A 24,594-nucleotide genomic window follows, 5' to 3' on the forward strand; every position below is an offset into this window, starting at 1 on the left:
CAAAAACTTGCGACTGTCTCAACCCTGAGATCAAGGGCGACTTTCTGCCGAACTGCGCACGATGTCCGCGATCTCGTTCAACTGGCCCGCCAGCGGGCTGGATTTGCGCCAGACCATGCCGACGGTCCGGGTCGGTTCGGGGTTCTCGAAACGGGAGATGGAAACCGAAGCGGAGCGGGTCTCGACGGGGACAGCCATTTCCGGGATGAGCGTTACTCCCATGCCGGCACTGACCATCTGGACGAGGGTCGACAGCGAACTCGCATCAAGCATCTCGCGCGGCGGGCCGGACGGCAGGTTGCAGAAGGAAAGCGCCTGGTCTCTGAAGCAATGGCCTTCCTCTAACAGCAGCAAACGCATTTCCCTCAGGGTATCGGCGCTCGGGAGGGGCGCACTGGCCTCACTGGCTGAACGAACGAGCATGAAGGTTTCGCTGAAGAGGGGTGTTTCGGCAAGGGAAGCCTCTGAAACAGGCAGGGCGACAATAGCCGTATCCAGTTTGCCTTCACCCAGTTCCTGGATGAGTTTCGGCGTCACCGTCTCGCGCACATGAATTTCCAGTTCGGGATGGTGCACTGTAAGCGCGCTGATCACTCTTGGTAGAAGATACGGAGCAATCGTCGGAATAACGCCGATACGCAACCGTCCGACGAGGCGATCTCGGGAGGCACGGGCCAGGTCGCCGAGTTCTTCAGCCGCTCGCAAAATGTCACGGGCACGCTCCACGGCGACTTCGCCGAAATGTGTCAGCCTCACCTGGCGCGGGCCACGCTCGATCAGGGACGCGCCGAGCGTTTCTTCCATTTCCTTGATCTGCATTGACAGGGCCGGTTGGGAAATCGCGCAGGCTTCTGCCGCCTTGCCGAAGTGACCATGCCGCGCGAGCGCCTCGAAATAGCGAAGCTGTTTCAGGGTGATATTTATCATAAGAAAATCCTATCAAAGCAATCAGGAAATTCAACTTCTTCTGATCGAATTGCTCTGCTAGTTTGGAATCAGAAAAGACTGGAGCAGCGTGTTGTCGGGAACTCCTGGTTGCGCTGCCCGGTTTGTTTCACAGCTTTTTTGTCGTACTGCGGCCTCTCATCAGCATATGCGCAGCGCCTTGGCCTTTCTCGAAGGCTCGCTGTCAATCTGTTGTCACGAGGTCGGAGTTGTGTAAGCCGGTGCAATGCACCGACATCTGAATTGGAGAGGAAAATGGACGCGAAAGTCGATAAGGCGGGCGGTTGCCCGGTAATGCACGGCGGGAACACGTCGATGGACAAGCCGGTCACGAAGTGGTGGCCGAATGCGCTCAACCTCGACATTCTTCATCAGCACGGCGCCCGGACCAATCCGATGGATCCGGATTTTAATTTCCGTGAAGCCGCCAAGGGACTGGATCATGAGGCAGTCAAAGCCGATGTCCGGGCGTTGATGACTGATAGCCAGGATTGGTGGCCGGCTGACTGGGGTCACTACGGAGGCCTCATGATTCGTCTTGCCTGGCACTCCGCCGGATCCTATCGCATGCAGGACGGCCGTGGTGGCGCGGGTTCAGGCAACATCCGCTTCGCGCCGCTGAATTCCTGGCCGGACAATGCGAGTCTCGACAAGGCACGGCGCCTGCTCTGGCCGGTCAAGAAGAAGTACGGCAACGCCCTTTCCTGGGCTGATCTTATCATTCTGGCCGGCAACATGGCATACGAGACCATGGGCTTTGAAACCTTTGGTTTCGGCTTTGGCCGCGAGGATATCTGGGGACCGGAAACCGACGTTTACTGGGGTTCTGAGAAAGAATGGCTGGCGCCGTCGGAAAACCGGTATGAAAACCTGGACGATGCGACCACTTTGGAAAATCCGCTCGCGGCCGTTCACATGGGTTTGATCTACGTCAACCCGGAAGGCGTCAATGGTCATCCTGATCCGGTCAAGACAGGCGCGCATATTCGCGAGACTTTCGCCCGGATGGCAATGAACGATGAGGAAACCGCGGCATTGACCTGTGGCGGCCACACGGTCGGCAAGGCGCATGGACGCGGTGCGGTGGACAAGATCGGCGTCGAGCCGGAAGCCACGGGTGTGGAAGCTCAGGGCCTTGGTTGGTCCAACCCCGGTCAGGACGGCAAGGCAACAAATGCCTTCACATCGGGTATTGAAGGTGCGTGGACAAAAGAGCCGACCAAGTTCGACATGGGTTTCTTCGACTATCTCTTCAACTACGAGTGGGAGCTGACCAAATCACCTGCCGGTGCCTGGCAGTGGAAGCCGGTCGACATGCCGGAAGACCAGAAGCCGGTAGATCCGACCGACCAGTCTGTCCATCATGACCCCATGATGACCGATGCGGACATGGCCATGAAAATGGACCCTGTCTACAACGAGATCTGCCGGAAATTCATGGCAGATGAAGCTTACTTCCGCGATACATTCGCGCGTGCCTGGTTCAAGCTGACCCACCGCGACATGGGCCCCAAGGCAAACTATCTCGGACCGGATGTTCCGGCTGAAGAACTTGTCTGGCAGGATCCAATCCCGGCAGGCACGACGTCTTATGATGTCAATGCGGTGAAGGCTAAGATCGCTGCAAGCGGACTGTCCGCAGCCGAATTGATCGCAACCGCCTGGGACAGTGCCCGCACGTTCCGCGGCTCCGACAAGCGTGGTGGTGCCAATGGCGCGCGCATTCGCCTTGCCCCCCAGAAGGACTGGGAAGGCAATGAGCCGGAGCGTCTGGCCAAGGTGCTGGCGGTTCTTGCACCGATCGCTTCACAAGCCGGTGCTTCACTCGCGGATGTCATCGTCCTTGGCGGGAATGTCGGACTTGAACAGGCGATCAAGGCCGCCGGCTTCAATGTTGCGGTTCCCTTCACCGCTGGACGCGGCGACGCAACAGACGAACAGACCGACACCGACTCCTTCGACGTTCTGGAGCCGTTGGCTGACGGCTTCCGCAACTGGGAGAAGGAAAACTACGTCGTCAGCCCGGAAGAAATGATGCTCGACCGGTCGCAACTTCTTGGCCTTACCGCTCAGGAGATGACGGTTCTTGTCGGTGGCCTGCGTGTTCTTGGAACCAACCACGGCGGTACAAAGCATGGCGTCTTCACGGACCGCGAAGGAGCGCTGACCACCGACTTCTTCGTCAACCTGACCGACATGGCCAACAGCTGGAACCCGGTTTCAGGCGGTACCTACGAAGTTCGGGATCGCAAGCTGAACACGTTGAAGTGGACCGCGACCAGCGCGGATCTGGTTCTCGGCTCGAATTCGGTTCTGCGTGCCTATGCCGAGGTCTATGCCCAGGACGACAACCAGGAGAAATTCGTCAAGGATTTCGTTTCTGCCTGGAACAAGGTCATGAATGCGGACCGGTTCGATCTGGCGTAAGCCTTCGCTCCACGCTCTGAGCCACAGGCCGGTCCCGCATCTCGCGGGGCCGGCTTTTTCAGTTCTGGTTCCGGGCTGAGGCCGGATTGTCCGGCGCATCATTTGCAAGCGCGGTTCCGGCCGGAATGCTGTTTATTCGAAAGAGCGTGTTCAGGAAGTCCGACATCTTGGTGTCGGGGAAGTGACCGGCAAACAGCCGTTCAATGGTTCCATCCTGAAACATGCTGTAGAGCGCAAGGTCGACCTTCTCCGGCAGCCCCGGATGCGTTCTCGATGAAATGACGAACGCATAAGGTTCGTACCTGCCGGTGGCAGACGGCGCCGGATCCATTGCGCAGTCTCTCCTGGTCTGATTACGCTGGTCTGCAAGCGATGCCTGAACAATATCGAGATCGCCATAATAGCGTGACAATTCACCATTGCAGAATGCCCTGGCTGCCTCGGTGTGCGAGGCATAGTTGCGCGAACAGATAATCTTGGCGCCAATCTGGTTTTTGGGCGGCGTGTTCAGCCGGGCATTGAGCGCGTCGCCGATCGTGGACCCTTCGACATATCCCCAGACCTCATAGTCTTTGGGAGCTTCGGTTTTCACCTGTTGCGGCGTTGCGGGCACAAATTGAAAATCGATTTTGAACCGATCCCAGAAACTTGCCTGGCTTTGGCCGCTCGGGTTTCCATTGCCGGCTTCGCCACCCTCTGCTGCCGAATTTGCCTGATCAGGTGCCGCCTCCGGCCACCACGCGTTTTCACATGTGTGTTCAGGCGCCGGTTCTCCTCTGCCAACGGCGCTCACATGATCGATCCACGGCAAAATGCAATCGCATGTCGGCTTCGTCCCGTCTTCAGGCAGTCTGGCCTCGTTCTTGGTGAGATCCTTTCCTGGCTTGGACTTCACAAAGGAACTGTTGGCTACAAAGACAATTTGCGAGAAATGAAGCACGGGTGTGCCGTTTTCAATCGGGAAACTCTTCATGCGCAGCAGCGTGATGGTGGTCGGATCACATAGAAAATCGATCTCGGTGCCGCCGGAAGAGACCTTTTCGGTCTCGGGGAATGTTGTGCTGGCCGTTGCAGTCCCCGGTGGAACCAGCTTGTCCCCACCGACGTCGATCCGCCCGGTTTCGAGAATGGACTTTCGTTCCGCCGTGCCGATCTCGACGGTTTCGAGCTGGTATCCTGCGCGGTGGATCGCCTCTGTACAGATATCCCAGTAAAATCCCAGGTATTCTCCAGAGTCCTTGTTCATCCAGATGAATGGCCTGGTATCCGTTCGAACGGCCATTTTGACCGGCTTGTCATTTTCTTCCGCACTGCCGGTGGAGGCAGCAACGAGTGCCTGCACGAGGATGAGCCCAAGGGAGATCAGCCACCTCATGAGGCGGCCGTGCGTGATTTTGCCGGTGCATGGCCGGTCGATTGTGATGCTTTGGCGTGCGCGCCCGATTGTCGTCGCCTTTGGTTCTGAAGCGCTTCAGCGATGCAAAAGACCACCAGGAACCCGAGGATAGATGAATAGATGGCCGCATATGCGATCAGACCATGATCGATCGCATCCAGTTGTGGTTGTTCCGCTGACCGGTTGAGCGCGGACGCCCAGGACGTCAGAAAACGCGTCGCGCCTCCGCATAAACCCATGATGATCGCGGCGCGGATCGCCCAGCCACGGCTCCATGCCTGAGTCTTCTGTGCTACGGCGGATCTGGACATGGTCGAGGCGGCGTCAAGCAGCACAACAAGGATCAGCGCAAGCACAGCCCCTCTCAAGGGGGTCGGGGCATTGTATTCGAATGATGATCTCAGTGTTGTCCAGACAGTGCGTTGATTTTCAGACCATCCGCCGGATTCGATCGCCGAGCGCCAGAGCACCAATCCGATAATGAACAGGGTTGCGACCGCCCAGGAAATGAAAACCAGCAGCAGGGCTTGCGGCAGTTTCTTGGTCCAGTGCGACTGCGACATGTTCCGCCACCGGTGGGTCTGGCGAGCGCCGTCCCGGAGCGCGAGGGCGATTATGATCGGAATGCAGAAACTGTTGAAGGAGGTGGTGGCATACCCAAGCGCGCGCCAGTACGGGTTTCCGGGCGTCCCGCTCTGCAGGGCGGATTCATAGGGGCCGGGAAAAATACTCCATGCGACAGCGAGCAGGATGGTGATGCCGGCGGACCAAAGTATTGTAAGCATTGCGTGAGAGCGTGAATGCACCGGCCCGGCATGTTCGTTGAGCAAGTCGCTCAAGAAGGCCTCGAGCTTTTCCTTCGCGAGAATCTGTTGTCTGACCGAGCTGGGAGTATTCTTGTCTGACCTTTTGTGAGTTGCCTCCGAAATGATGATCTCGTGTTCGACATAAAGGGCCAGCAATATGCAAAGATCGTCTGCCAGGTGATCGGCATGTTCGGCAAGTCGTTCCCAACTGGCCCTTTTCTTTTCCCTGGACGCGGAGTTTTCCGCCGCCCCGTTGCCTTCGTGAGGTGTTTCCGCTTCCAGAGTCGCCTCTGAATGTTCCGAAGAGCTTAGGGTCTCGCCGGCCTGATAACTCGACTTCTCGTCCAGTTCCAGAAGGAGAACATCTCTGCGTCTGGTCAGGGCGGCCTCGAGCTTGTCGAACTCTTCGCGTTGGCTCGCATTGGCCAGTTTCAGCTTTCGATCCAGGATCCAGGACGAAATCGCAAAGATCAGATCAAGGTCCTCGTGAAAGTCCTGAGGGTCTGCAAGTTGCCCTTCCGCTGCCTTTGAATAATGAGTGATGCGCTCCCAATGGCCGCGCGGGATCAGCAGGCTGTTTTTCGGAATGTCGTTGCCCGGATCCCCTGCATCCCGGATCTGGATTGAATTGCGCTGCAGATCCTCGCCGGCCCCGATGACACGCGTGGGAATACCCGCGAGACGGTGTGCCGCACTGCGCATCCAGTCTTCAAAGCGTTGCAGGATCGGGAAGGTCGGGGCAAGACCGACAATGATGAGTGCGATCGTGAGAGAAATGGACGGATCTATGCCGATATCGAGGAAGTTTCTTTTCTCGGACGGACCCGTTTCGCTTGAAAGTGGCTGTGCCCAGAAAACGCTGTCGCTGTTGGGCAATGGGACAAACCCGGTTGTCGAACTGTCCGCGTCGTCTGTCGGTGCCGTTGGCAACTGGCTCGCACCGACCGTGTCGGAGACGATATCCGGACCGCCGAGATAGGGGATGACCTCGGCATAAGCGCACAAGAAGAAATAGATCATCAGCATCGTCAGCGCGTAAAAGGTATAAGCATGGAAGACGACTTTGCGTGCGCGGAGCTTGTCGGGTGTCAATAGATCGACCAGACGCTCAAGCTGCCTGCGCCCGCCATAAGTTGCCTTGTTGAATCGCTCGTAAGAGAAAACGCCTATGATCAAGGCTCCAAAGAGCAAGGCGACCAGATCAGGCATCGTTGGTACCTGCTTGTTTCAACGCTCTTAGCGGCAATATTGCGTTGCCGGATTGCAGGCTGTCTGTGCAAAGCCAGGTGCCGTGCTGCCAGATAGTAACAGGAGGATAATCAAAACATTCCTCATGACGCGGTCCTCAAGTTAAATAAATTTTTCTGTTCAATTCTAAAAGATGGGGTTGAAATCATAACATGTCCACAATTGAAAATAAGGAAATTTCTTCAAATAATGGTCGGATTAATATTTTCAATATAAAGTTGTGTCTTGGTTGTGTTGTTAAAAGTTACCTAAAGTAAATGAGTTCGAGTTGGGAATGGGGTCCGCACAACCAACTATATTTGCGATTGGTCATTTTCTCGTCACAAGGATCATGTTGCACTGCAATGTGTTTTCAGGTTGCATCTGAAACAGCGGGAGGTCTCGTCCGGTTCGTGCCGGTTCCAATCTGTTCCAGCGTCAGGGAGCTGACCGCATATGTTTGATTTGACGGGCATGAAAGTGTTGGTGGTGGGGGTCGCAAACGACCAGTCCATCGCATACGGCTGCGCTAAGGCGTTCAGGGAGCAGGGGGCTGACCTGGCGGTTACGTTCCTGAATGAAAAGGCCGAACCGCATGTCCGGCCGCTTGCCGAAGAACTGGGCGCTGAAATCGTTGCGCCGCTCGATGTTCGCGACCTGGAACAGCAGGATGCGCTCTTTCGTGAGATCACGGAGAAATGGGGCAGGCTCGATACGTTGCTTCACTCGATAGCATTTTCGAAAAAGGAAGACCTTCACGGGCGTGTCGTGGATTGTTCCGCCGAGGGGTTCGGTCTGGCGATGGATATCTCTGTACACTCTTTCCTGCGCCTAATCCGCGGCGCTGAACCGCTTATGCCGCAAGGCGGAACCTGCATGACAGTGTCCTTCATGGGGGCACAGAAGGTTGTCGAGAACTATGGGGTCATGGGACCGGTCAAGGCGGCGCTCGAAGCCGCAACCCGTTATGCTGCCGCTGAAATGGGACCGAGGGGAATATCCGTTCATGCGCTCTCGCCCGGACCATTGAAAACCCGTGCGGCATCAGGAATTGCGGAGTTCGACGAACTCCTGAACGACGCTGCCGAGCGTGCGCCCACGCATCAGCTTGCAACAATCGACGATGTTGGAGCCTACGCTGCGTTCCTGGCAAGCCGGGAAGCCTTCAACGTTACCGGCGGCATTCACTTCATAGATGGCGGATACAGCATTGTTGGATAGGAGGTCCTGATGAAGGACATTTTTGACGCTCTCGAAAAAGGTCACAACGAGTTCCTCAACTCGCTGCACGACGCCACGGCATGGTCATCATCACAGCGTTTCACGGCTCTGCAGGCGCAGGCAACCGAGATTTCCAACATGGCCGAACTCATGGGCAGGGGGCTGACCATGCATTTGACCAATATGACCGATCATCACAAGAGCCGCTGGCAGGAGAGCCTGTCCGCGTATGGCAAGGCGTTTGAGGGTCTCACTCGGGCGCAATCAGGCGGCAGTCTCCACAGTGCCTTTGAAAACTACTGGCAGGACGCTGCGCAGCGCATTGTCCTGACCATGGATACGCTGCGTCAGCGCGGCGATATCTTCATTGAACATGAGGAAGCCGGCTGCCCACCGGTGCTGATCTACGACTACGATGTCGTCATGGATGGGGCCGACCTGCCGCGGCCCTGCTGCTACATGCTTTTGAAGATCAAGCAGCCTGCGGACGGAAAACAACGCGCGACCAAGTCCTGGAAACGTCCATACATCATCATCGATCCGCGCGCGGGACACGGTGCCGGTATCGGTGGTTTCAAGCCGGACAGCCAGGTCGGTGTCGCTCTTCGCGATGGTCACCCTGTCTATTTTGTCGCTTTCAGGCGCATGCCCGAAAAGGGGCAGACGCTTGCCGATGTCACCCACGCCGAGGCGGCGTTCGTGCGCAAGGTGAGTGAATTGCATCCCGACGCGCCCAACCCGGTTGTAACCGGAAACTGCCAGGGGGGATGGGCAACATTGCTGCTGGCGGCCACGAACCCGGACCTCACCGGTCCCATCATCTTGAACGGTGCACCCGTGTCGACCTGGGCCGGACGTGTCGGAGAAAATCCGATGCGTTACAACGGCGGAATACTGGGAGGCACCTGGAATGCCATGTATTATTCCGATCTTGGCCACGGCGTTTTCGACGGTGCTGATATCGTTCAGAACTTTGAACTGCTCAATCCGTCACGGAACTATTTCGGCAAGTACTATGACCTTTACGCCAGGGTTGATACCGAGCCGCATCGCTTCCTCGAGTTTGAACGCTGGTGGGGTGGCTATTTCCTGCTGAACGAAGCGGAAATGAAGTGGATCGTCGAGCAACTTTTCGTCGGCAATAGGCTGTCCAAGAACGAGGCACAGCTCGAACCTGGACGGAATGTGGACATCAAGCAGATCCGTGCGCCGATTATCGTCTTTGCCAGCTTTGGTGACAATATCACCCCGCCACAACAGGCGCTCAATTGGATCATCGACAGTTATGCCGACGAGCGGGAGATCGTCATTCGCGGGCAGCGGATCATCTATATGGTTCACGATCAGGTCGGGCATCTTGGAATTTTTGTCTCGTCCAAGATAGCCAAGAAAGAGCACACCGAGGTCACGTCGACCTTGAAGACCATCGAAGCCCTGCCTCCCGGTCTTTATGAAATGACGATCGACGACTACGAGGGTGACATCCTGGACAGGTCCTTCACGGTTAGTTTCCATGAGCGCAAGATGGAAGACCTCAAGGCGATGGACGACGGCCGGGACGATGAGATTCCCTTTGCGGCTGTCGCAAGAGCCTCTGAACAGCAGGCGGAGTTTTACGATGTCTGCATGCGTCCTCTTGTTCAGGCCGGCGTCACCGAACAAAGCGCGGATTTGCGCCGCAAGACTCATCCTCTTCGGATGCAGCGCGAGCTCTTTTCCAGCATGAACCCGTTCCTGAACATGTTGCCGGGTTTGGCGGAGCGGGTGAAGGAGGATAGAAAACCGGTCACCGCGGACAATCCCTTCGTCGAGCTGGAGCGGGTCAACGCAGCGCTCATCGAGCAATCAATGGACCTGTTCCGGGACCTGCGCGACACAATGTACGAGAACCTGTTCTACACGATCTGGGGATCGCCCTACATGCGTTGGTTCGGGCGGACGAAACAGCCGGGCCGAACGCTGATGAAAAAAGAGGAATTGCGCAGTCTGCCCCCGGTTCAAACCGCTCTGATGCATATCGAGGAAGGCGGTTTCCGTGAAGCCGTCGTTCGCATGCTCATCCTGCTGGCGGACAGCAGGGGAAATGTCCGCCGCGACCGACTGGAGCGATCATCGCGTGTTCTGACACAAGATGAACCATTCAAGTCGCTGACACCGGACGAACGCAGCTTCATGCTGCAGGAACAGACATTGATCGTGGAATTCGCGCCTGAAAAGGCGATCACGTCACTGCCGAAGCTGCTCAGGACAAAAGAAGAGCGTGAGCTGGCTTCCAGGGTCGTACGTTACATTCCCGGGTCCATCGATGAGATGACATCACACACTTTGGAAACATTGCAAAAGTTTCACAAGGTTCTGGGATTGCCGCCTGCATCCGAAGATGTGACTGAAGATCCGTTGGTCCGGCCCAAAGAAGTCGCTAAAACGGAAAAGGTGGATAGTCCCGAAAAATCCGGGAACACAGAAAAAACTGCGGAGGTCGCCGCCTCCACAACCAAGGCACCACAGAAAGTCTCACAGCGCAAAGCGGCGCAAAAGACCTCTCCTCGACGCAGAGCGGCCGCGAAACCGGCGACGCGCGGAAGACGGCGCACGACGAAAAATTCGGAAGAACCTGCAGAATAAGGTGATAGGGCGTCCGGGCCTCTCGGACGCCCTTCAGAGCCCCCCTGGTTTTTTGCTGGAGTTAGGCTCTGATCTGCAGAATATAAACTTTTCCGGTCGCATCCGACTTCAACAGCGAGCCCACCTGGCCCTCCGTGTTTCCAGCGACAGCAAAATTGGATGCATCACAATACCAAGAACCGCTGTAGCTACAAGTCCCACCCTCACCAGATGGCAATTTAATCGTGGCGGGCGGACAGCAATGTGTGCCCGGCGCCGGCACGGGCGCTTGCCGCTGTTGTGCGTTTGTAGATGGATTTGCTCGATAAGATGCCGGTCATCGCCCGGAAATGGACGCAGTTTTCTTTTTTATGCGATGCTGGCCGCCTGGATTGTGAGTTGAAAAGATCCACCAGAGGGCTGAAGTCATGACGATGATGCCACTTGAGAATTCTCGGAGACGTGTATGCTCTTGCTGAAACAGATCAGGCTGGCCAGACAATCAAGGTGTCCATCCTTGAAATTGCAGGCGGCTGGCAGAAACTGATGTTCGACTGGGTCTACAAGAAAAGACTGAAGGATGACCTGGAGGTCTGGGTCTCGAAAGGCTGGGTCAGTTCGTCCGGTGCCGCAGCCATCCTGCGCGAACAGGATCAGGAAGACGGGCGATCCAGGTTGCCGATGGCTCTGGCCGGTATCGGCATGGTCTGTGTTGCCTTGGCACTCTTTGCGTTTATCGCAGCCAATTGGGCCGCGATCCCGAAAACGGTAAAACTGATCGGTATTGCCTGCCTCCTGCTTGCCAGTCACGGCGCCGCGGCAAAAGCAGCGGCGAATGGGCGGAGAGGTATCGCGGATCTGCTGACAGGCTTTGCAACGCTGGTCTTCGTCGGAGGAATGGCCCTGGTGGGGCAGATTTTTCATCTGCCCTCGGACTGGGCCGGTGGAGCGTTTCTTGTTTGCCTCGGAGGCTTGGCTGCAGCCTGGCTGACAGGATCAAAAACCTCGATTGTCATAGCGGCGATCGCTGCAATCATGTGGCAGTTCACACGCGCGGAGCTGGGTGAAGCTGTCCTGTTGCAGGATCTCATCGGCCTTTTGATCCTGGCCGCTGTCTTCGCTCATCCGCTTGTTCATCCTGCGCGCCTGTCGCGCTGGCTTGCGATCAGCCTTGTCTGGGTCACTTACGGCAGGTGGTTCGCGGAATCCGCCGAGATCCTGTCTGTGGACGACGGCTATATCCTTGCCATGGCGCTCGCTGGGGCAGGAGGCCTGGCGGCGATCATGGTGCTGCTCGATCCGGTCGCGGACCTGTTTGTCAAATGGTCAAGCAATCTTCCATCTCGTGGCCATGGCTATTGGCTCATGGGAAGATCCCTGCAAGATGCAGGCTTTCTTGTTCTCTGCGCGCTCATTGCCGCAGCACTTGTCCTGGTTCCAGAGATTTCAAAGCGCGTCGCTGTGGCCGGCATTTGGGAAATCCCGGCGCTGTTGCCACTGCTGCTTGCTGTGTTTTTGCTCGTCTCGGGCTTTGTTCTTTCCTACAAGACAACAAAGGCTCAATCACTGTTTGGTGCGATCGGGCTCGCGGTTCTTGCTGTCCTGATGCCGGTCTTTACGGCGAACAGCCTTGTGCTCGCTGCCATCAGCATGGGCTCGCTTGTGGGGCTCTGCGCCCTCGCCACATGGTTCAACAACCGGTTCTGGATGCTGTGTGCCTATCTCGGGTTGACCGCAGTAGCGCTTTGGCTCCTGCAGGTTACAATCGGATCTCTCCTGGGCCAGTCGGTGTTTTTCCTCGTTGCAGGGGTCCTCTTGCTTGGTGTGGCATTGTGGCTCGCACGTCTCTTCAGGAAAGGCAAAGATGCTCCGGACGCCGGGCCTGATCGCAACGAGGCCCTGACATGAGTATCGCTTCCGTTCCCGACGAACCTGCCCGGCCATCCAATTCCCGGTTCGCCTACCTGCGCTGGGGGCTGCTGGCACTCATACAGCTCGCACTGATCTCGATTCCCATGGTTGACCGGCTTCAGGTGCAGGTTTCGGGAACGGTGGTTTCGCTGGAACTTGTCCCCGTGGATCCAAGGGATCTCTTGCGCGGCGACTATGTGATCATAAACCTCGCGATTGGACGTTTGTCCACGGACCTTCCCGGCGCGGACACCGTCAAGTCCGGTCACACGGTTTACGTTGAGCTTGCGCGCGATGGCACGGCTTCTGCTCAGCCCGTCTCGATGTCGCAAACACCGAGGCAATCCGGAGAACTCGTCATCGCAGGCACTGTCACGTCGGTTTCAGATGACAAGATCTGGGTGGACTATGGCATCGATGCTTTCTTTTTGCCCGAGGGCGAGGGACGGGTGATTGAAAAGCTCGATACCAGTCGGGTACTGCTGGAAGTCGCGATTGCGGAAGACGGACGCTCCCTCCCGCTCACGTTGCTGGTCGACGGCGAGGCGTTCAAATCGGACGGGACCTTTTGACGGACGGTGCTCCGGGCGCTATGAGCGCTGCAACGCATTGAATAGGAAACCTGGTCCCTGATGTCCGATCCCGCGCTCGACACGCTCATCCTTCCTCTGGAAACGGAGAATATTGAACTTCACCCAGGCGCGAAGGTCCTGTTTCTGCGTGCCCGTTATGGCCGAGCCTTGAATGCCTTGAATGGACTGGATCTTCTGTGCGTTCAAAGTTTCGCACCCGATCGCGATGCCCTGCAAAAGGCGGGTCTGGAGGTGAGCGCCGAGCCTGGGGAAGGGAAATTCGATGCTGTGCTTGTTCTCCCCGGCCGTCAAAGACAGGAAGCGCGGGCGCAATTGGCAGAGGCTGTTTCCAGGGTAACAACCGGCGGTATCGTGATCGCCAGTGCCCCCAACACCGAAGGCGCCAGGACGCTGGAGAGGGATCTTGCCGATCTTCTCGGCAATACGGAAAATCTCTCGAAGAACAAATGCCGTGTCGTCTGGGCCACCTCTCATGCCGACAGCGTCAACCAGGCGCTTCTGAAAGACTGGCTGGCCATTGATGTTGCTCGGCCGGTGCTGGACGGAGCGTATGTCAGCCGCCCGGGCCTGTTTGCCTGGGACCGTGTCGATCCGGCCTCGAAGCTCCTTGGCAACATGGTGCCGGATACACTCAAGGGAAAGGGGGCCGACCTCGGGGCGGGCTTTGGCTACCTCGCGCGGACAGTTCTGGAAAAGGCCCCGAAAGTGTCCGCAATGGATCTTTATGAAGCTGAAAAACGCGCACTCGACCTTGCGGAGCAGAACCTTGGCGGCTTCAAGGGCAAGCGACGTCTGAACGGTTTCTGGTGCGACGTGACAAGGGGGATTGAGGGTCCTTACGACTTCATCGTTTCCAATCCGCCGTTTCACCAGGCGGGCAGGGCAGATCGCGCTGATGTCGGTCAGGGGTTCATCCGGGCCGCAGCAGCGGGTTTGCGCCCGGGAGGCGAACTCTTCATGGTTGCCAACCGTCACCTGCCTTACGAACAGACACTGACCGAGGTATTTGCAGACGTCAGGCAACTGGCTGACGAGGGCGGCTACAAGGTTATCCGCGCGGTCAAGGGCAAGGGAAGGCGCTAGAATGCGGCTCGTAAAACTCCTCGCCAATCTCGGCTACGGCAGCCGCAAGGAAATGCAGCTGGCGATCCGCAATGGCTGGGTAACGGACAGGGACGGCAATAGGCTGAAGCCAGACAGCAAGACGGCGCATGAGGACGTCCTGTTCGACGACGAGCCACTCGACCCGGCACAGGGCGTCGTGCTTTTGCTGAACAAACCTGTCGGATATACCTGTTCGACAAAGGATCACGGGCGTTTGGTCTACGATCTGCTGCCGGACCGGTTTCGTACCCGCAAGCCTGCACTGTCGTCTATTGGTCGTCTCGACAAGGAGACATCGGGACTGCTGCTCTTCACCGATGACGGCACGTTTCTTCACAAGGTGATTTCGCCGAAATCGAATGTTCCCAAAGTCTACGAACTCGCTCTGGATCGTCCCTTGAAGGGGGATGAAGCCGCTTTGTTCGCTTCCGGCGAAATGATGCTTGAAAGCGAAGACAGGCCGCTGAAGCCTGCCCAACTGGAAGTCCTGGACGACACGACCGCCCGATTGACCCTGCACGAGGGCCGCTATCACCAGGTTCGCCGCATGTTTGCCGCAACCGGTAACCACGTGGCGCAACTCAGGCGCAGCCGGATTGGCGCGCTGGGGTTGGAAGGTTTGGCGGAAGGAGAGTGGAAGGCACTTTCCGATAACGAAAAGGCCAAAATTTTCGCGTGAAGGCAAAGAGGTCCGGGAATGCCGAACCTCTTCGCAACTCCTTGGGTCGCTATGGTGCAGTCAACCCTGCGACCGGCTCAGAACCCGAATGCGGCTGTCGAACTCGCCACGGTCGACGTAGCAGCCACGCAAATGCCGGAATCCGGTGTTCGGGTCGAATGCGGCGCGACCGTGCAGGACGCGGCGATTGTCGAAAATCACCATTTCTCCACCCCGCAGACGTGTGGTCATCACGTATCTTTCTGACCGCGTCATCTCCATGAGTTTGCGATACGCAGTGTAGTAAGGCTCCATCTTGTCGGCCGGCAGGTCGAAAATTCCCGCAAGATGGGCATTGAAATGCAATTCCTGCATGTTTCCGAACAGATCAAGATCGATCACCGTGTGATGGCGCCGGATGTCGTAGTCCTCATCGTGAAAGCGAAAGGGGACAGGCGTTTCGGACAGCAGCCGGAAGGCTTCCGGCTCGTCATTGCGAAGGTCGTTGGCGATGGCAAATCCATCACAGAATGTCGACCCGCCACCTTCCGCCTCGTTGGCAAGGCAATGCAGAAACTGGAAGCCAGGTGGCAGTTCCTGGTTGGCAAGATCCGTATGAAGCGGCAGGGCATGGGACGTATAGGCAAGATTGTTCGGATTTGGCTTCGACATGACCTCGAACGTCGTGCCGAAATTTGTTTCTCTGAGAAAGCCGATACGCCGTGCCATCGCCATTCCGGCATCCTTGTCGTGTGCCATGCCGTCAACGATGGCAAGTCCGGTTTTCTTGGCTTCCAGCAGGAATTCCAGCAAAAGTGCGTCGCTTGACGTCAGATCGCTTGATGTCGCGCGAGGAAGATCGGCCGGTGAAAAGTCGGCGCGCCAGAGCGTTGCATCCACCTGGGCCGGGTCCAGAAGTCCTATGCCGGGCCGGTGATCGTATAGCCAGCCCGGATCAAATCGGCTGGTGTGAGATTCCCCGTCCCAGGTCACGACAATATCGCCATCTTCGAGCGAAACATTGCCGACACTCAATCCGAGAGGAATGCTTGTCAGGTCGAACTGGCGCTCCCTCGTGTCGGGATGAAAGCCCGTCGGGCAATTGTCCCGAAGCCAGAGAAAGGGAAAGTCCGCGCTGGTTCCATTTGGCCAGCAGACATTCACGACGCGGTCGCCGCCGCGAAGAGTTGCGGTTGTCATGGTTGAGTTCCGTTGATTTTTGAAAGTGAAACAAAAATTCGCGTCCGGAGGACGCGGCTCATCAACGGCAGGCGGGAGGCGGCCACCACCAATAGGCTTTGTTATGCGGATTTCCGGGATTCCGGCCGAGGATATGGAGCATCCAGTTGTAACCCGTTCAAAGGCGGCACCTTCAGATGAATTCGATGGCAAAATGACATCAATAAATACGCCCGGCAACAGGTTTTTTGCCGGGCGTGAACACGTTTCAAGTTACTGGACTCGCGCTGGTAACTCAGCCCTTGGCGGCGCGCGCGGCCAGCGCGATTGCGATGTAGCTCCACCCGTTGACGAGCACCGAGATACCGGCGATCAGGCCAAGTGCCCAGGCGGCCGAACCTGGCAGATCCATCCAGATCATGACCCCGGCTGCAAGTGAAACGATACCGGCGATCAGAACCCATACCCAGCCTTCATGCGGCTTCAATTTGTAGGCCAGCAGAATCTGGCTGACGCCCTGGGCGACGAAGATCGCCGCGATCACAAGCGTAAGTGCAAATGTACCGGCAAGCGGGTTCAAATAGATCACGATACCGCCAATGACTGCGATGATGCCCGTGATGAGGTTCCACAGAAAGCTCGACGTACCCTGTGTCTTGAATGAATTGTAGATCTGAACAAGTCCGCCTACGAATAGCACGGCTGCTATCAGGATTGTGACAGCAATGGATGTCGCCAGCGGGGCGGCAATCAGAATGATTCCGCCGATCACAAGCGCAATGCCGAGTGCCAGGAACCAGCCCCAGTTTTCCTGGATCTTCGCTTTCATGTCTTCGACAGCCTGAACCGCATCTGCCATTTTGACCTCCTCACGTTCCGGTTGTTCAGGCACCGTAACTGCTTCGCGGCAAAACGCAAAATATTGATGACATTACGAAGGGTTAGCGTTGGGGATTAAGAAACTTGACATTCGGTGTGTATATGCACACAAAGGGCCATGGAAGACGATGACTTTTCCCAATGTGTCCTTGACAACGCCCGCAAAGCGGCCCGGGCGGTCAGTCGTCACTATGATCGTCTGGCACGACAGGTCGGGATGACCGCAGGCCAGTTTTCAGTGCTGGTCGCCATCAGGCAGGCGCGCGACGAAACCACGGGCGAACTGGCAGAAAGGCTTTCCATGGATCGTACTACCCTGGTCCGGAACATCGCGCTTCTGGATCGAAAGGGCCTCGTCGTGTCGGCGCGTACGGGCGACGCAAGAGGAAAGAACCATCATCTGACCGGGAAGGGCGAAGCGCTGCTGGAGAGTGCCCTGCCGCTTTGGCGCCAGGCGCAGAAAGATGTGGAGACCCTTCTGGGCAGGGAGGAGTTCCTGAAAACAATCAATGTGTTGCAGAGGCTTTCGCAACTTTGACAATGGTTCCTTGAATCTCTTTCTAAAGGACCTTTAACACCGCTTGAACACGAAACACGTGACAGGGCGTCATCTGACATGAGCAAAGTGAGGTAAACATGCGTCGGGTAGTCGTAACGGGAATGGGGATCGTGTCTCCCCTCGGAACCGGGGTTGACGCATTCTGGAGCAGGTTGACGTCGGGCGCGAATGGCATCCGCAGGATCAGCCATTTCGATCCGAGCGACCTGGCCTGCCAGATTGCTGGCGAAGTGCCGTCAAAGGATGAGGACGAGTTCGGCTTCGACGTCGATGCGGTTCTCGATTCTCGGGAACAAAGGCGCTCCGACAGGTTCATTCACTTTGCCATGGGAGCGGCCCAGCAAGCGCTCGCAGACTCCGGTTGGGAACCAAAAACCGTCGAGGAAAAAGAACGGACCGGCACGATCATCGCCACCGGTGTCGGCGGCTTTCCGGCCATGACCGCCGGGACCAGGCTGGTCGACGAGAAGGGGCCCCGCCGGGCCTCGCCGTTCCTGGTGCCGTCATTCCTCGCCAATCTGGCTGCTGGCCAGGTCTCCATCCGATTTGGTCTGAAAGGACCGATCGGCGCACCGGTGACAGCCTGTGCAGCCAGCCTTCAGGCGCTGGGCGATGCCGCTCGCTTGATCCGCTCGGGCGAGGCCAACGTCATGGTGGCCGGTGGTACGGAAGCCTGTATCGACAAGGTTTCATATGCCGGTTTTTGCGCGGCCAAGGCCATGTCCTCCAAGCGTAACGACGACCCGTCTCATGCGTCCCGCCCGTTTGATCAGGATCGTGACGGCTTCATCATGGGTGAAGGCGCGGGCATCCTGATCCTGGAAGAACTGGAGCATGCAAAGGCGCGTGGCGCCAACATTCTGGTTGAACTCAAGGGTTACGGTACGACGGCTGATGCATTCCACGTTACCGCGTCGTCACCGGACGGCGAGGGAGGCTTGCGTGCGATGCGCCAGGCACTGTCATCTGCCGGACTGACACCTGCCGAAATCGGCTACGTCAATGCGCATTCCACATCAACACCGGTTGGCGATGCGGCGGAGATTGCCGCATTGACGACCTTGTTCGAAGGAAGGGGCAAAGACCTCGCCGTGTCCTCGTCAAAATCCATGTTCGGGCACCTGCTCGGCGCAGCCGGTGCTGTCGAGGCAGTGGCCTGCGTCAAGGCGCTGACAAGCGGACAGCTGCCTCCGTCCCGGAACCTGGAAGCTCCGGACGAGGCAATGACCCGGTTCGAAATGATTCCGGGCAAGGCAATCGACAGGCGCGTTGATCACGTACTTACCAATGGTTTCGGCTTCGGCGGCGTGAATGCCAGCGCGGTGTTTTCAAAGGTTTGACGCGCCTTTTTTGGGACCGGTGTCGATAGGTTTTGGACAAGTACTCTGCCGCCCCGGTTTGGAGCCGGGGCAGCTTTGCTGCAATTCGACCGCTCCACGGTGAGTGGCGGTCTCAACAATATTGACTGCTCGCAGCCCCGGTACAGGTTCGAAAGGGTTTCTCCTACGCAACGATAAATTTCACTTGGAAAACAGGATATTTCCATTTATGAGAATAATCTCATTTGTGGGAATTATCATGTCTGATCTTGAACAGGATATCGGCCGGCGGATTGCGGGGCTGCGCCGGGCAAGAGGATGGCCGCTGGATCTGCTGGCGGAAAAGTCGGGAGTGAGCCGGGCGACCCTGTCGCGGATCGAACGCGGCGACACCAGCCCGACCGCGGTGGTGCTCGGGCAACTGGCCCGGGCGTTCCGGATTTCCATGGCCGATCTTTTCGGCTTCGGATCGCCTGCGCTGGACGCCAGGATCGCGCGGGGCGACCAGCCGGTCTGGCAGGATCCGGAAACCGGTTTTCGCCGCCGGAGCGTCTCACCTGTTTCAAACGGGTTTCGCGGTAGTGTGGTCGAGGGGGAACTGCCCGCCGGTGAAATCATTTCCTATTCCGTGCCGCCGCTACCGGACCTGGAGCATCATCTGGTTCTTCTGGAAGGAAATCTGGTGATGACGATCGGAGACGAGCGGCATGAATTGTCGCCGGGCGATTGCCTGCGCTTCCGCCTCAACACCGCCAACGCCTACCATGCCCCTGGACCCGGTTCCGCCCGATACCTCCTGACGGTGATCACCCCATGATACGCTTTCGCCCGGAACCGCCGGTGTTCCTTCTGTCGCCGGAGGAAGTTCGCTCTTCGCTCGAAACTCTTGCGGATCTTCTGAAGGCCTGCGTGGAAGATGGTGCCGGCATCGGCTTCATCCTGCCGCTTCAGCGTGAAAAGGCCAAGGCATTCTGGGAAGGACATTTGTCGACGCTGGATTCCGGAAAGTCCTTTCTCCTGGCCGTACGGGACGGAGAGGAAATTGCGGGCGTCGTCATGCTCGCCCTTGCGCCGCAAAATAACGGCCAGCACCGGGCGGAGGTCGCGAAGCTGATGGTTCACCCAAACCATCGCCGGCAGGGGCTGGCGCGCAAGCTGATGGCGGCAATCGACGGTCTGGCCCTGTCGTTGGACCGTTGGCTCCTCGTTCTCGACACCGTCACGGGTGACCGGGCCGAACAGCTCTATCCAACATGCGGATACCGGAAAGTAGGCGTCATTCCGGACTACGCCTATGGCAGCCACGGCGACTTGGACGCGACCACGGTTTTTTACAGGGATCTTCGGTAGGGGCTGACCTCGTCGAGTGTCGACCCCGCGAATGTGCAGAGCCAGGATGCGGGACGAGATGAGGCGCGCAATTACTGCGTTTCAGGCTGGCCTGGAGTCCCGAAGCTTCAGTCTTCGCAGAACTTTCCGGTGTTCTGTTTGCACTGTCTCTGGCGCGTGTGTTCGCGCCACGCAGCTTGATTATAGGATTTGTAGTCCGGATAGGTTTTACCGGAGCACGTTATTTTCGCGAGCGCCCGACCACCCGCAGTGTTGTAATCCCACGATTTCTTGGATTTCTCGCAAGCATTCTCCGGGGCCGAAACCTCCGGGGTTGCGCTTTCATTGTTCGACTGGCAGCCACTCAAAAAGGTGGCGAACAGGACAACCAGGACCGATGTCACCAACTGCGGATTTTTACTCATTGCTTCCAACCGGTTGCATGTATTGATTCCAATTACGTTCAAAAAGAAGATATCGATAAAACTTTTGAGTGTGTGCGGAAAAGGCCGTCCCTATAGGACGAGGCTGGATTTGGAATAACAGGAAGCTTTGGTCAGCCTTCTTCGGCGAGCATCTCAAGCTCCAGCCATTGCTCTTCCGCTTCGTCCTTTGCTGAAGTCAAGTCGGAGATTTTCTGCGAAAGTTCTGAGAACTTCTTGGGGTTCTTTGTGTAGAGCTGCGGATCGTTCATATCACTTTGAAGCTCTTCAAGTTTTGCTTCAAGTTGCTCGATTGTGTCGGGCAGGGTTTTCAAAAGATGCTGCTGGGTGAAGCTGAGTTTTGCTTTCGTCTTAGGGCTTTCCGCTGAACCGCTTGATAGGTTCTGCTTTTCCTTCTTTGCCGGGGCAGTTTTTTGAATCTTTCGGGCGGCGACACCCTCGCCGCGTTGCGCAAGCATGTCGGTATAACCGCCTGCATATTCGCGCCAGAGGCCATCACCTTCCGAGACGATGACGGACGTTGCGACCCGGTCGAGGAAATCGCGGTCATGCGAAACGATCAGGGCTGTTCCCGGGTAGTCGGCAAGCAGTTCCTGCAAGAGGTCTAGTGTTTCCAGATCCAGGTCGTTGGTCGGTTCGTCAAGCACCATCATGTTGGATTTGTTGGCCAATGCCCGTGCCAGCATCGCACGGGCACGCTCACCGCCCGAAAGGACGCTGACCGGAGTTCTTGCCTGTTCAGGCGAAAACAGAAAATCCTTCATGTAGGACATGACGTGCTTGGTCTCGTCGCCAACGACGACCATGTCGCCGCGCCCGCCGGTCAGCACCGAGACCAGGGTGTCATTGAGATCAAGCTTCTCGCGCTTCTGGTCGAGTGTCACCATTTCCAGGTTGGTGCCGAGACGGTTGGTGCCCGTGTCGGGAGCCAGCTCGCCAGTCAGCATCTTCAAGAGCGTGGTCTTGCCGGCACCATTCGGCCCTACAAAACCGATCCGGTCACCGCGTTGAATGCGCGTTGAAAAGTCTTTGACAATGGTGCGGTCGCCATATGTCTTGGAAAGACCTTTCGCCTCGATGACCAGTTTGCCGGATGCTTCCGCTTCGCTTGCGTTCAGTTTTGCCGTGCCTTGCGGGCCGCGATGCTCTCGCTTCTGTTTCCTGAGGTCTGCAAGTTCCCGTACGCGGCGCATGTTGCGTTTGCGACGGGCGGTGACGCCGTAGGTCATCCAGTGTTCTTCGCGCTTGATCTTCTGCGCAAGTTTGTGCTGGTCGATCTCTTCCTGCTCCAACACCACGTCACGCCAGGCTTCAAAATGCGCAAACCCCTTGTCCAGGCGTCTGGAGATACCCCGGTCGATCCAGACGGTTGCCCGTGAAAGGTTTTCCAGGAACCGGCGATCGTGGGAAATCAGGACAAGTGCGGACTTGAGGCTCTTCAGCTCCTCCTCGAGCCACTCGATGGCCGGAAGATCCAGATGGTTGGTCGGCTCGTCCAGAAGAAGAATGTCCGGTTCCGGTGCGAGGGTGCGGGCCAGGGCGGCACGCCTGGCTTCGCCACCGGAGAGCGCTTCAGGTTTTTCATTGCCGCTGAGCCCGAGGACGTCGAGAAGGTAGGCACCTCGATAGGGGTCGTCACCTTCCGTCAGTCCCTCGTTGACATAATCGAGTGTCGAGGCGTAGGTGGACAGATCCGGATCCTGCGGCAAGTAACGGACCGTACGGCCCGGTTGAAAGAACCGCTCCCCCTTGTCCACCTCGATCTGTCCGGATGCGATCTTCAAAAGAGTGGATTTGCCCGAACCGTTCCTGCCGACAAGACATATTCGATCACCTTCGGAAACGGACAGTTCCGCACCGGTCAGGAGGGGTGTTCCTCCGAAAGTAAGCTGAACGTCTTGGAGTGTGAGTAGGGGTGGGGCCATGAAGTCCTGTTTCGTCGTCGATTGATCGGCGCCCGGTTTACTGTCCTGATGTGAGCCGCGCAAGCGCCAAACCCGACTTGCAACGTCACGTGAATGGAGTTGTTCGGAAATTTGATGCGTTTCCGCCGGATTTTTGTGCTGATATGCGTTATGATTGGCGTGTGGTCAGGGGCCTGTTGTCAAATCACCGGCTGAAGAGCTGGAAGGAGACCAATGATGTTTGATCTGATCAAGGGTCCCGTCAAATCGGGGAAAGTCGCGAAGTTGCTCAAGTCGTGCAGCCTGGCGCTGGTGCTCGCATTTGGCGGAACCGGGCTCGTCACCATGGCCTTCCCGGAGCCCGCTGAAGCGGATGCGTTTTACGTCGGCACCGGCGGTGTGGGCTTTGCTTTCGGCACGGGCGGATATCGCGGCGGTGTCTTTTACGGATATCGAGGCGGTTTTGCAGGGCCCCCGTTCCGGCCCTACGGCCCCCCCTACTACTATCACCCGTATGACCGCCGTGCCTATCCGTACCGGTCTCGGGTCTATGTCGCCCCGCGCCGCTACGTAAGGCCGCCGCTCTATATTGCACCAAGGGGAAGGCATGTCGGTCAGCCGCAACGGGTGCCCTTTACCAAAACCGGACTGGCCCCTTTCACCCCGCAATGGGTGGCGTATTGCTCGCGCAAGTTCAAGTCCTTCAATCCGAACACGGGCACGTATCTGGCCTACAGCGGAAGGTATCGTTTTTGCCGCTAGGATCGCCAAAGTCTCACGCTTGTATGAAAAATTAGGTTGGTGACCCCGCGTCGGTCAAACGCGAAAACCAAGTCATTCCGACCTTCACTTGCTCCGCTCGAACCGGATTGTCTCGGGCAGACAAGAGGCATTGCTGCTGTTTCTTATTCTTTCCTTAAGGTAATTGAAAATCGTGCTGTTCACTTAGAGCTCAACAAGGTAATGAATCTGTTAGGTGGAAGGGCAATGACAAGATGCTTCTGAGGTACTGAAATACATGATTTCTCGATTGGAAGATTTTTCTAATTCGGTTTTAGGTGCAGATGACCCGCTGGCAGTGTGGAACATAGCTACAAGTTTTTTTGAGAGCTTCGGCTTTATAGGATCAATGTACGGGATCAGGCATTTACAAACGACACCCAATGAAAAGAACATTCGTTTTTCCAACGCCTTGTCCGACTGGAAAACGTCCTACATGGCGCACAAGGATTACGAGCGGGATCCTCTGTTCATCTATGCACCACAGCTGCCGAGCGTTTTTTTTACAGGCGTGAATTTTCTGGAAGACCATCCCTATCTGCGGGAAGAAGACGTTGCCGTAATTCGGCGGGCAGAATCTTTTAATCTGACCAGCGGAATCGCCCTCAAGATGGCTGGCGGCGAAGACGGCGTGGTCAGAGGCTGGAACCTGATCGGTGATCTTTCCAGGCAGGAAATCATGTCGCTGAATGATGCCCATGGCGGTGTTCTGCATGTCTGTGCGGCACTTGCCGACCAAAAAATCAGTCAAACGGTGACAAGACCGGACGCATATCTGACGAACAGGGAAAAGGAATGTCTGATATTGTTGGCAAACGGTCAGAGGACCGCACAGATAGCCAACAAACTGAACATTCAGTCTGTGACTGTGGATCTTCACATGCGCAATGCGCGTGAGAAGCTTGGTGCCCGAACCCGTGAACAGGCGCTTGCGGTTGCCATCGTTTCAAATCTCTTGCCGCTCTGAATTGAGTTTTTGGCTCTGCGATTGTGAGCAAGCCGGTTTTTCCTCATTCGCAACCCGCGACTGAAAATGTCCGTACAACGATCAGGTCTTTGCCGCCGGAAGTGGGCGGCAACTTTCTCCAACCGGTCCGTCTGCTTCCGTCTGGCGCAAAGGCGGGCAGACCGGACTGCCGGCATCGGAAGTCACCAATGCACTCCTCGACGACGAGACCATTTCATCGTGGATTCCGAACCGGTCTCCCACAAGCCTTCGTGCTTTCTGTCTCAACGGGACAGGTCAAAATGGACAAGAACAATCCTGGCGGGAATTTCCAACCAAAATTGGCGACACGAGATCCTGATTG

The 24,594-nt window shown here is 57.0% G+C and carries 19 protein-coding genes; 13 read left to right on the plus strand and 6 right to left on the minus strand.

Annotated features, from left to right (window positions below; all coding sequences use genetic code 11):
- Window positions 1–30: 30 nt before the first annotated feature.
- Window positions 31–927, minus strand: a complete 897-nt coding sequence (locus LA5095_RS03165) for a LysR substrate-binding domain-containing protein (protein WP_055111839.1) — start codon at window positions 925–927, stop codon at window positions 31–33.
- A gap of 273 nt (window positions 928–1,200) precedes the next feature.
- Between LA5095_RS03165 and katG the strand changes: the two genes are divergently transcribed.
- Window positions 1,201–3,372 carry a catalase/peroxidase HPI gene (katG, locus tag LA5095_RS03170; protein WP_055111841.1) on the plus strand — a complete coding sequence of 724 codons (2,172 nt, stop codon included), beginning with the start codon at window positions 1,201–1,203 and terminating at the stop codon, window positions 3,370–3,372.
- Window positions 3,373–3,430: 58 nt separating this feature from the next.
- Here katG and LA5095_RS03175 read toward each other — a convergent pair whose 3' ends face one another.
- Entirely contained in the window at window positions 3,431–4,747 is a 1,317-nt protein-coding gene (locus tag LA5095_RS03175) for a transporter substrate-binding domain-containing protein (RefSeq protein ID WP_055111843.1), read from the minus strand.
- A complete protein-coding gene (locus LA5095_RS03180) occupies window positions 4,744–6,783 on the minus strand; it encodes a hypothetical protein (RefSeq protein ID WP_055111845.1) in 2,040 nt (679 codons plus the stop codon). Before LA5095_RS03180 ends, LA5095_RS03175 begins: the two co-directional genes overlap by 4 nt.
- Window positions 6,784–7,257: 474 nt before the next feature.
- Between LA5095_RS03180 and fabI the strand changes: the two genes are divergently transcribed.
- The 6 genes from fabI to LA5095_RS03210 all read left to right on the plus strand — a co-directional run bounded on the left by fabI (window position 7,258) and on the right by LA5095_RS03210 (window position 14,913).
- Window positions 7,258–8,022 (plus strand): enoyl-ACP reductase FabI, encoded by a 765-nt coding sequence (gene fabI, locus LA5095_RS03185; protein ID WP_055111847.1) that lies wholly within the window; start codon window positions 7,258–7,260, stop codon window positions 8,020–8,022.
- 9 nt (window positions 8,023–8,031) lie between these two features.
- Window positions 8,032–10,647 carry a DUF3141 domain-containing protein gene (locus LA5095_RS03190; RefSeq protein ID WP_055111849.1) on the plus strand — a complete coding sequence of 872 codons (2,616 nt, stop codon included), beginning with the start codon at window positions 8,032–8,034 and terminating at the stop codon, window positions 10,645–10,647.
- 441 nt (window positions 10,648–11,088) lie between these two features.
- A complete protein-coding gene (locus LA5095_RS03195) occupies window positions 11,089–12,534 on the plus strand; it encodes a DUF2157 domain-containing protein (RefSeq protein WP_208992531.1) in 1,446 nt (481 codons plus the stop codon).
- The gene (locus tag LA5095_RS03200; RefSeq protein WP_055111850.1) at window positions 12,531–13,109 is read left to right on the plus strand and encodes a GDYXXLXY domain-containing protein; all 579 of its coding nucleotides are present in this window, start codon (window positions 12,531–12,533) and stop codon (window positions 13,107–13,109) included. The genes LA5095_RS03195 and LA5095_RS03200 overlap by 4 nt, the downstream gene beginning before the upstream one ends.
- Window positions 13,110–13,169: 60 nt before the next feature.
- A complete protein-coding gene (locus LA5095_RS03205) occupies window positions 13,170–14,213 on the plus strand; it encodes a class I SAM-dependent methyltransferase (protein WP_055111852.1) in 1,044 nt (347 codons plus the stop codon).
- Between the two features lies 1 nt (window position 14,214).
- Window positions 14,215–14,913 (plus strand): pseudouridine synthase, encoded by a 699-nt coding sequence (locus LA5095_RS03210; protein WP_055111855.1) that lies wholly within the window; start codon window positions 14,215–14,217, stop codon window positions 14,911–14,913.
- A gap of 60 nt (window positions 14,914–14,973) precedes the next feature.
- Here LA5095_RS03210 and LA5095_RS03215 read toward each other — a convergent pair whose 3' ends face one another.
- Complete coding sequence (locus LA5095_RS03215) at window positions 14,974–16,092, minus strand: TauD/TfdA family dioxygenase (RefSeq protein WP_055111857.1); 1,119 nt, start codon at window positions 16,090–16,092, stop codon at window positions 14,974–14,976.
- Window positions 16,093–16,366: 274 nt separating this feature from the next.
- Entirely contained in the window at window positions 16,367–16,930 is a 564-nt protein-coding gene (locus LA5095_RS03220; protein WP_055112724.1) for an HdeD family acid-resistance protein, read from the minus strand.
- A 138-nt stretch (window positions 16,931–17,068) separates the two neighbouring features.
- Between LA5095_RS03220 and LA5095_RS03225 the strand changes: the two genes are divergently transcribed.
- The 4 genes from LA5095_RS03225 (at window position 17,069) to LA5095_RS03240 (ending at window position 20,178) form a co-directional block, all read left to right on the plus strand.
- On the plus strand, window positions 17,069–17,488 hold the full coding sequence (locus tag LA5095_RS03225; RefSeq protein WP_055111859.1) for a MarR family winged helix-turn-helix transcriptional regulator: 420 nt from the start codon (window positions 17,069–17,071) through the stop codon (window positions 17,486–17,488).
- A 98-nt stretch (window positions 17,489–17,586) separates the two neighbouring features.
- On the plus strand, window positions 17,587–18,849 hold the full coding sequence (fabF, locus tag LA5095_RS03230) for a beta-ketoacyl-ACP synthase II (protein ID WP_055111860.1): 1,263 nt from the start codon (window positions 17,587–17,589) through the stop codon (window positions 18,847–18,849).
- A gap of 238 nt (window positions 18,850–19,087) precedes the next feature.
- Window positions 19,088–19,645, plus strand: coding sequence for a helix-turn-helix domain-containing protein (locus tag LA5095_RS03235; protein WP_055111863.1), 558 nt, complete (start codon window positions 19,088–19,090; stop codon window positions 19,643–19,645).
- Complete coding sequence (locus LA5095_RS03240) at window positions 19,642–20,178, plus strand: GNAT family N-acetyltransferase (RefSeq protein ID WP_055111865.1); 537 nt, start codon at window positions 19,642–19,644, stop codon at window positions 20,176–20,178. The genes LA5095_RS03235 and LA5095_RS03240 overlap by 4 nt, the downstream gene beginning before the upstream one ends.
- A gap of 535 nt (window positions 20,179–20,713) precedes the next feature.
- Here LA5095_RS03240 and LA5095_RS03250 read toward each other — a convergent pair.
- Window positions 20,714–22,525, minus strand: a complete 1,812-nt coding sequence (locus LA5095_RS03250) for an ABC-F family ATP-binding cassette domain-containing protein (RefSeq protein ID WP_055112726.1) — start codon at window positions 22,523–22,525, stop codon at window positions 20,714–20,716.
- Between the two features lie 216 nt (window positions 22,526–22,741).
- Here LA5095_RS03250 and LA5095_RS03255 point away from each other — a divergent pair, with 216 nt between their 5' ends.
- Window positions 22,742–23,266 carry a BA14K family protein gene (locus LA5095_RS03255; protein WP_082465661.1) on the plus strand — a complete coding sequence of 175 codons (525 nt, stop codon included), beginning with the start codon at window positions 22,742–22,744 and terminating at the stop codon, window positions 23,264–23,266.
- A 256-nt stretch (window positions 23,267–23,522) separates the two neighbouring features.
- Complete coding sequence (locus tag LA5095_RS03260; protein WP_082442745.1) at window positions 23,523–24,251, plus strand: helix-turn-helix transcriptional regulator; 729 nt, start codon at window positions 23,523–23,525, stop codon at window positions 24,249–24,251.
- Window positions 24,252–24,594: the final 343 nt, after the last annotated feature.

Source organism: Roseibium album, from assembly GCF_001404515.1.
GTDB classification, from domain to species: Bacteria; Pseudomonadota; Alphaproteobacteria; order Rhizobiales; family Stappiaceae; genus Roseibium; species Roseibium album.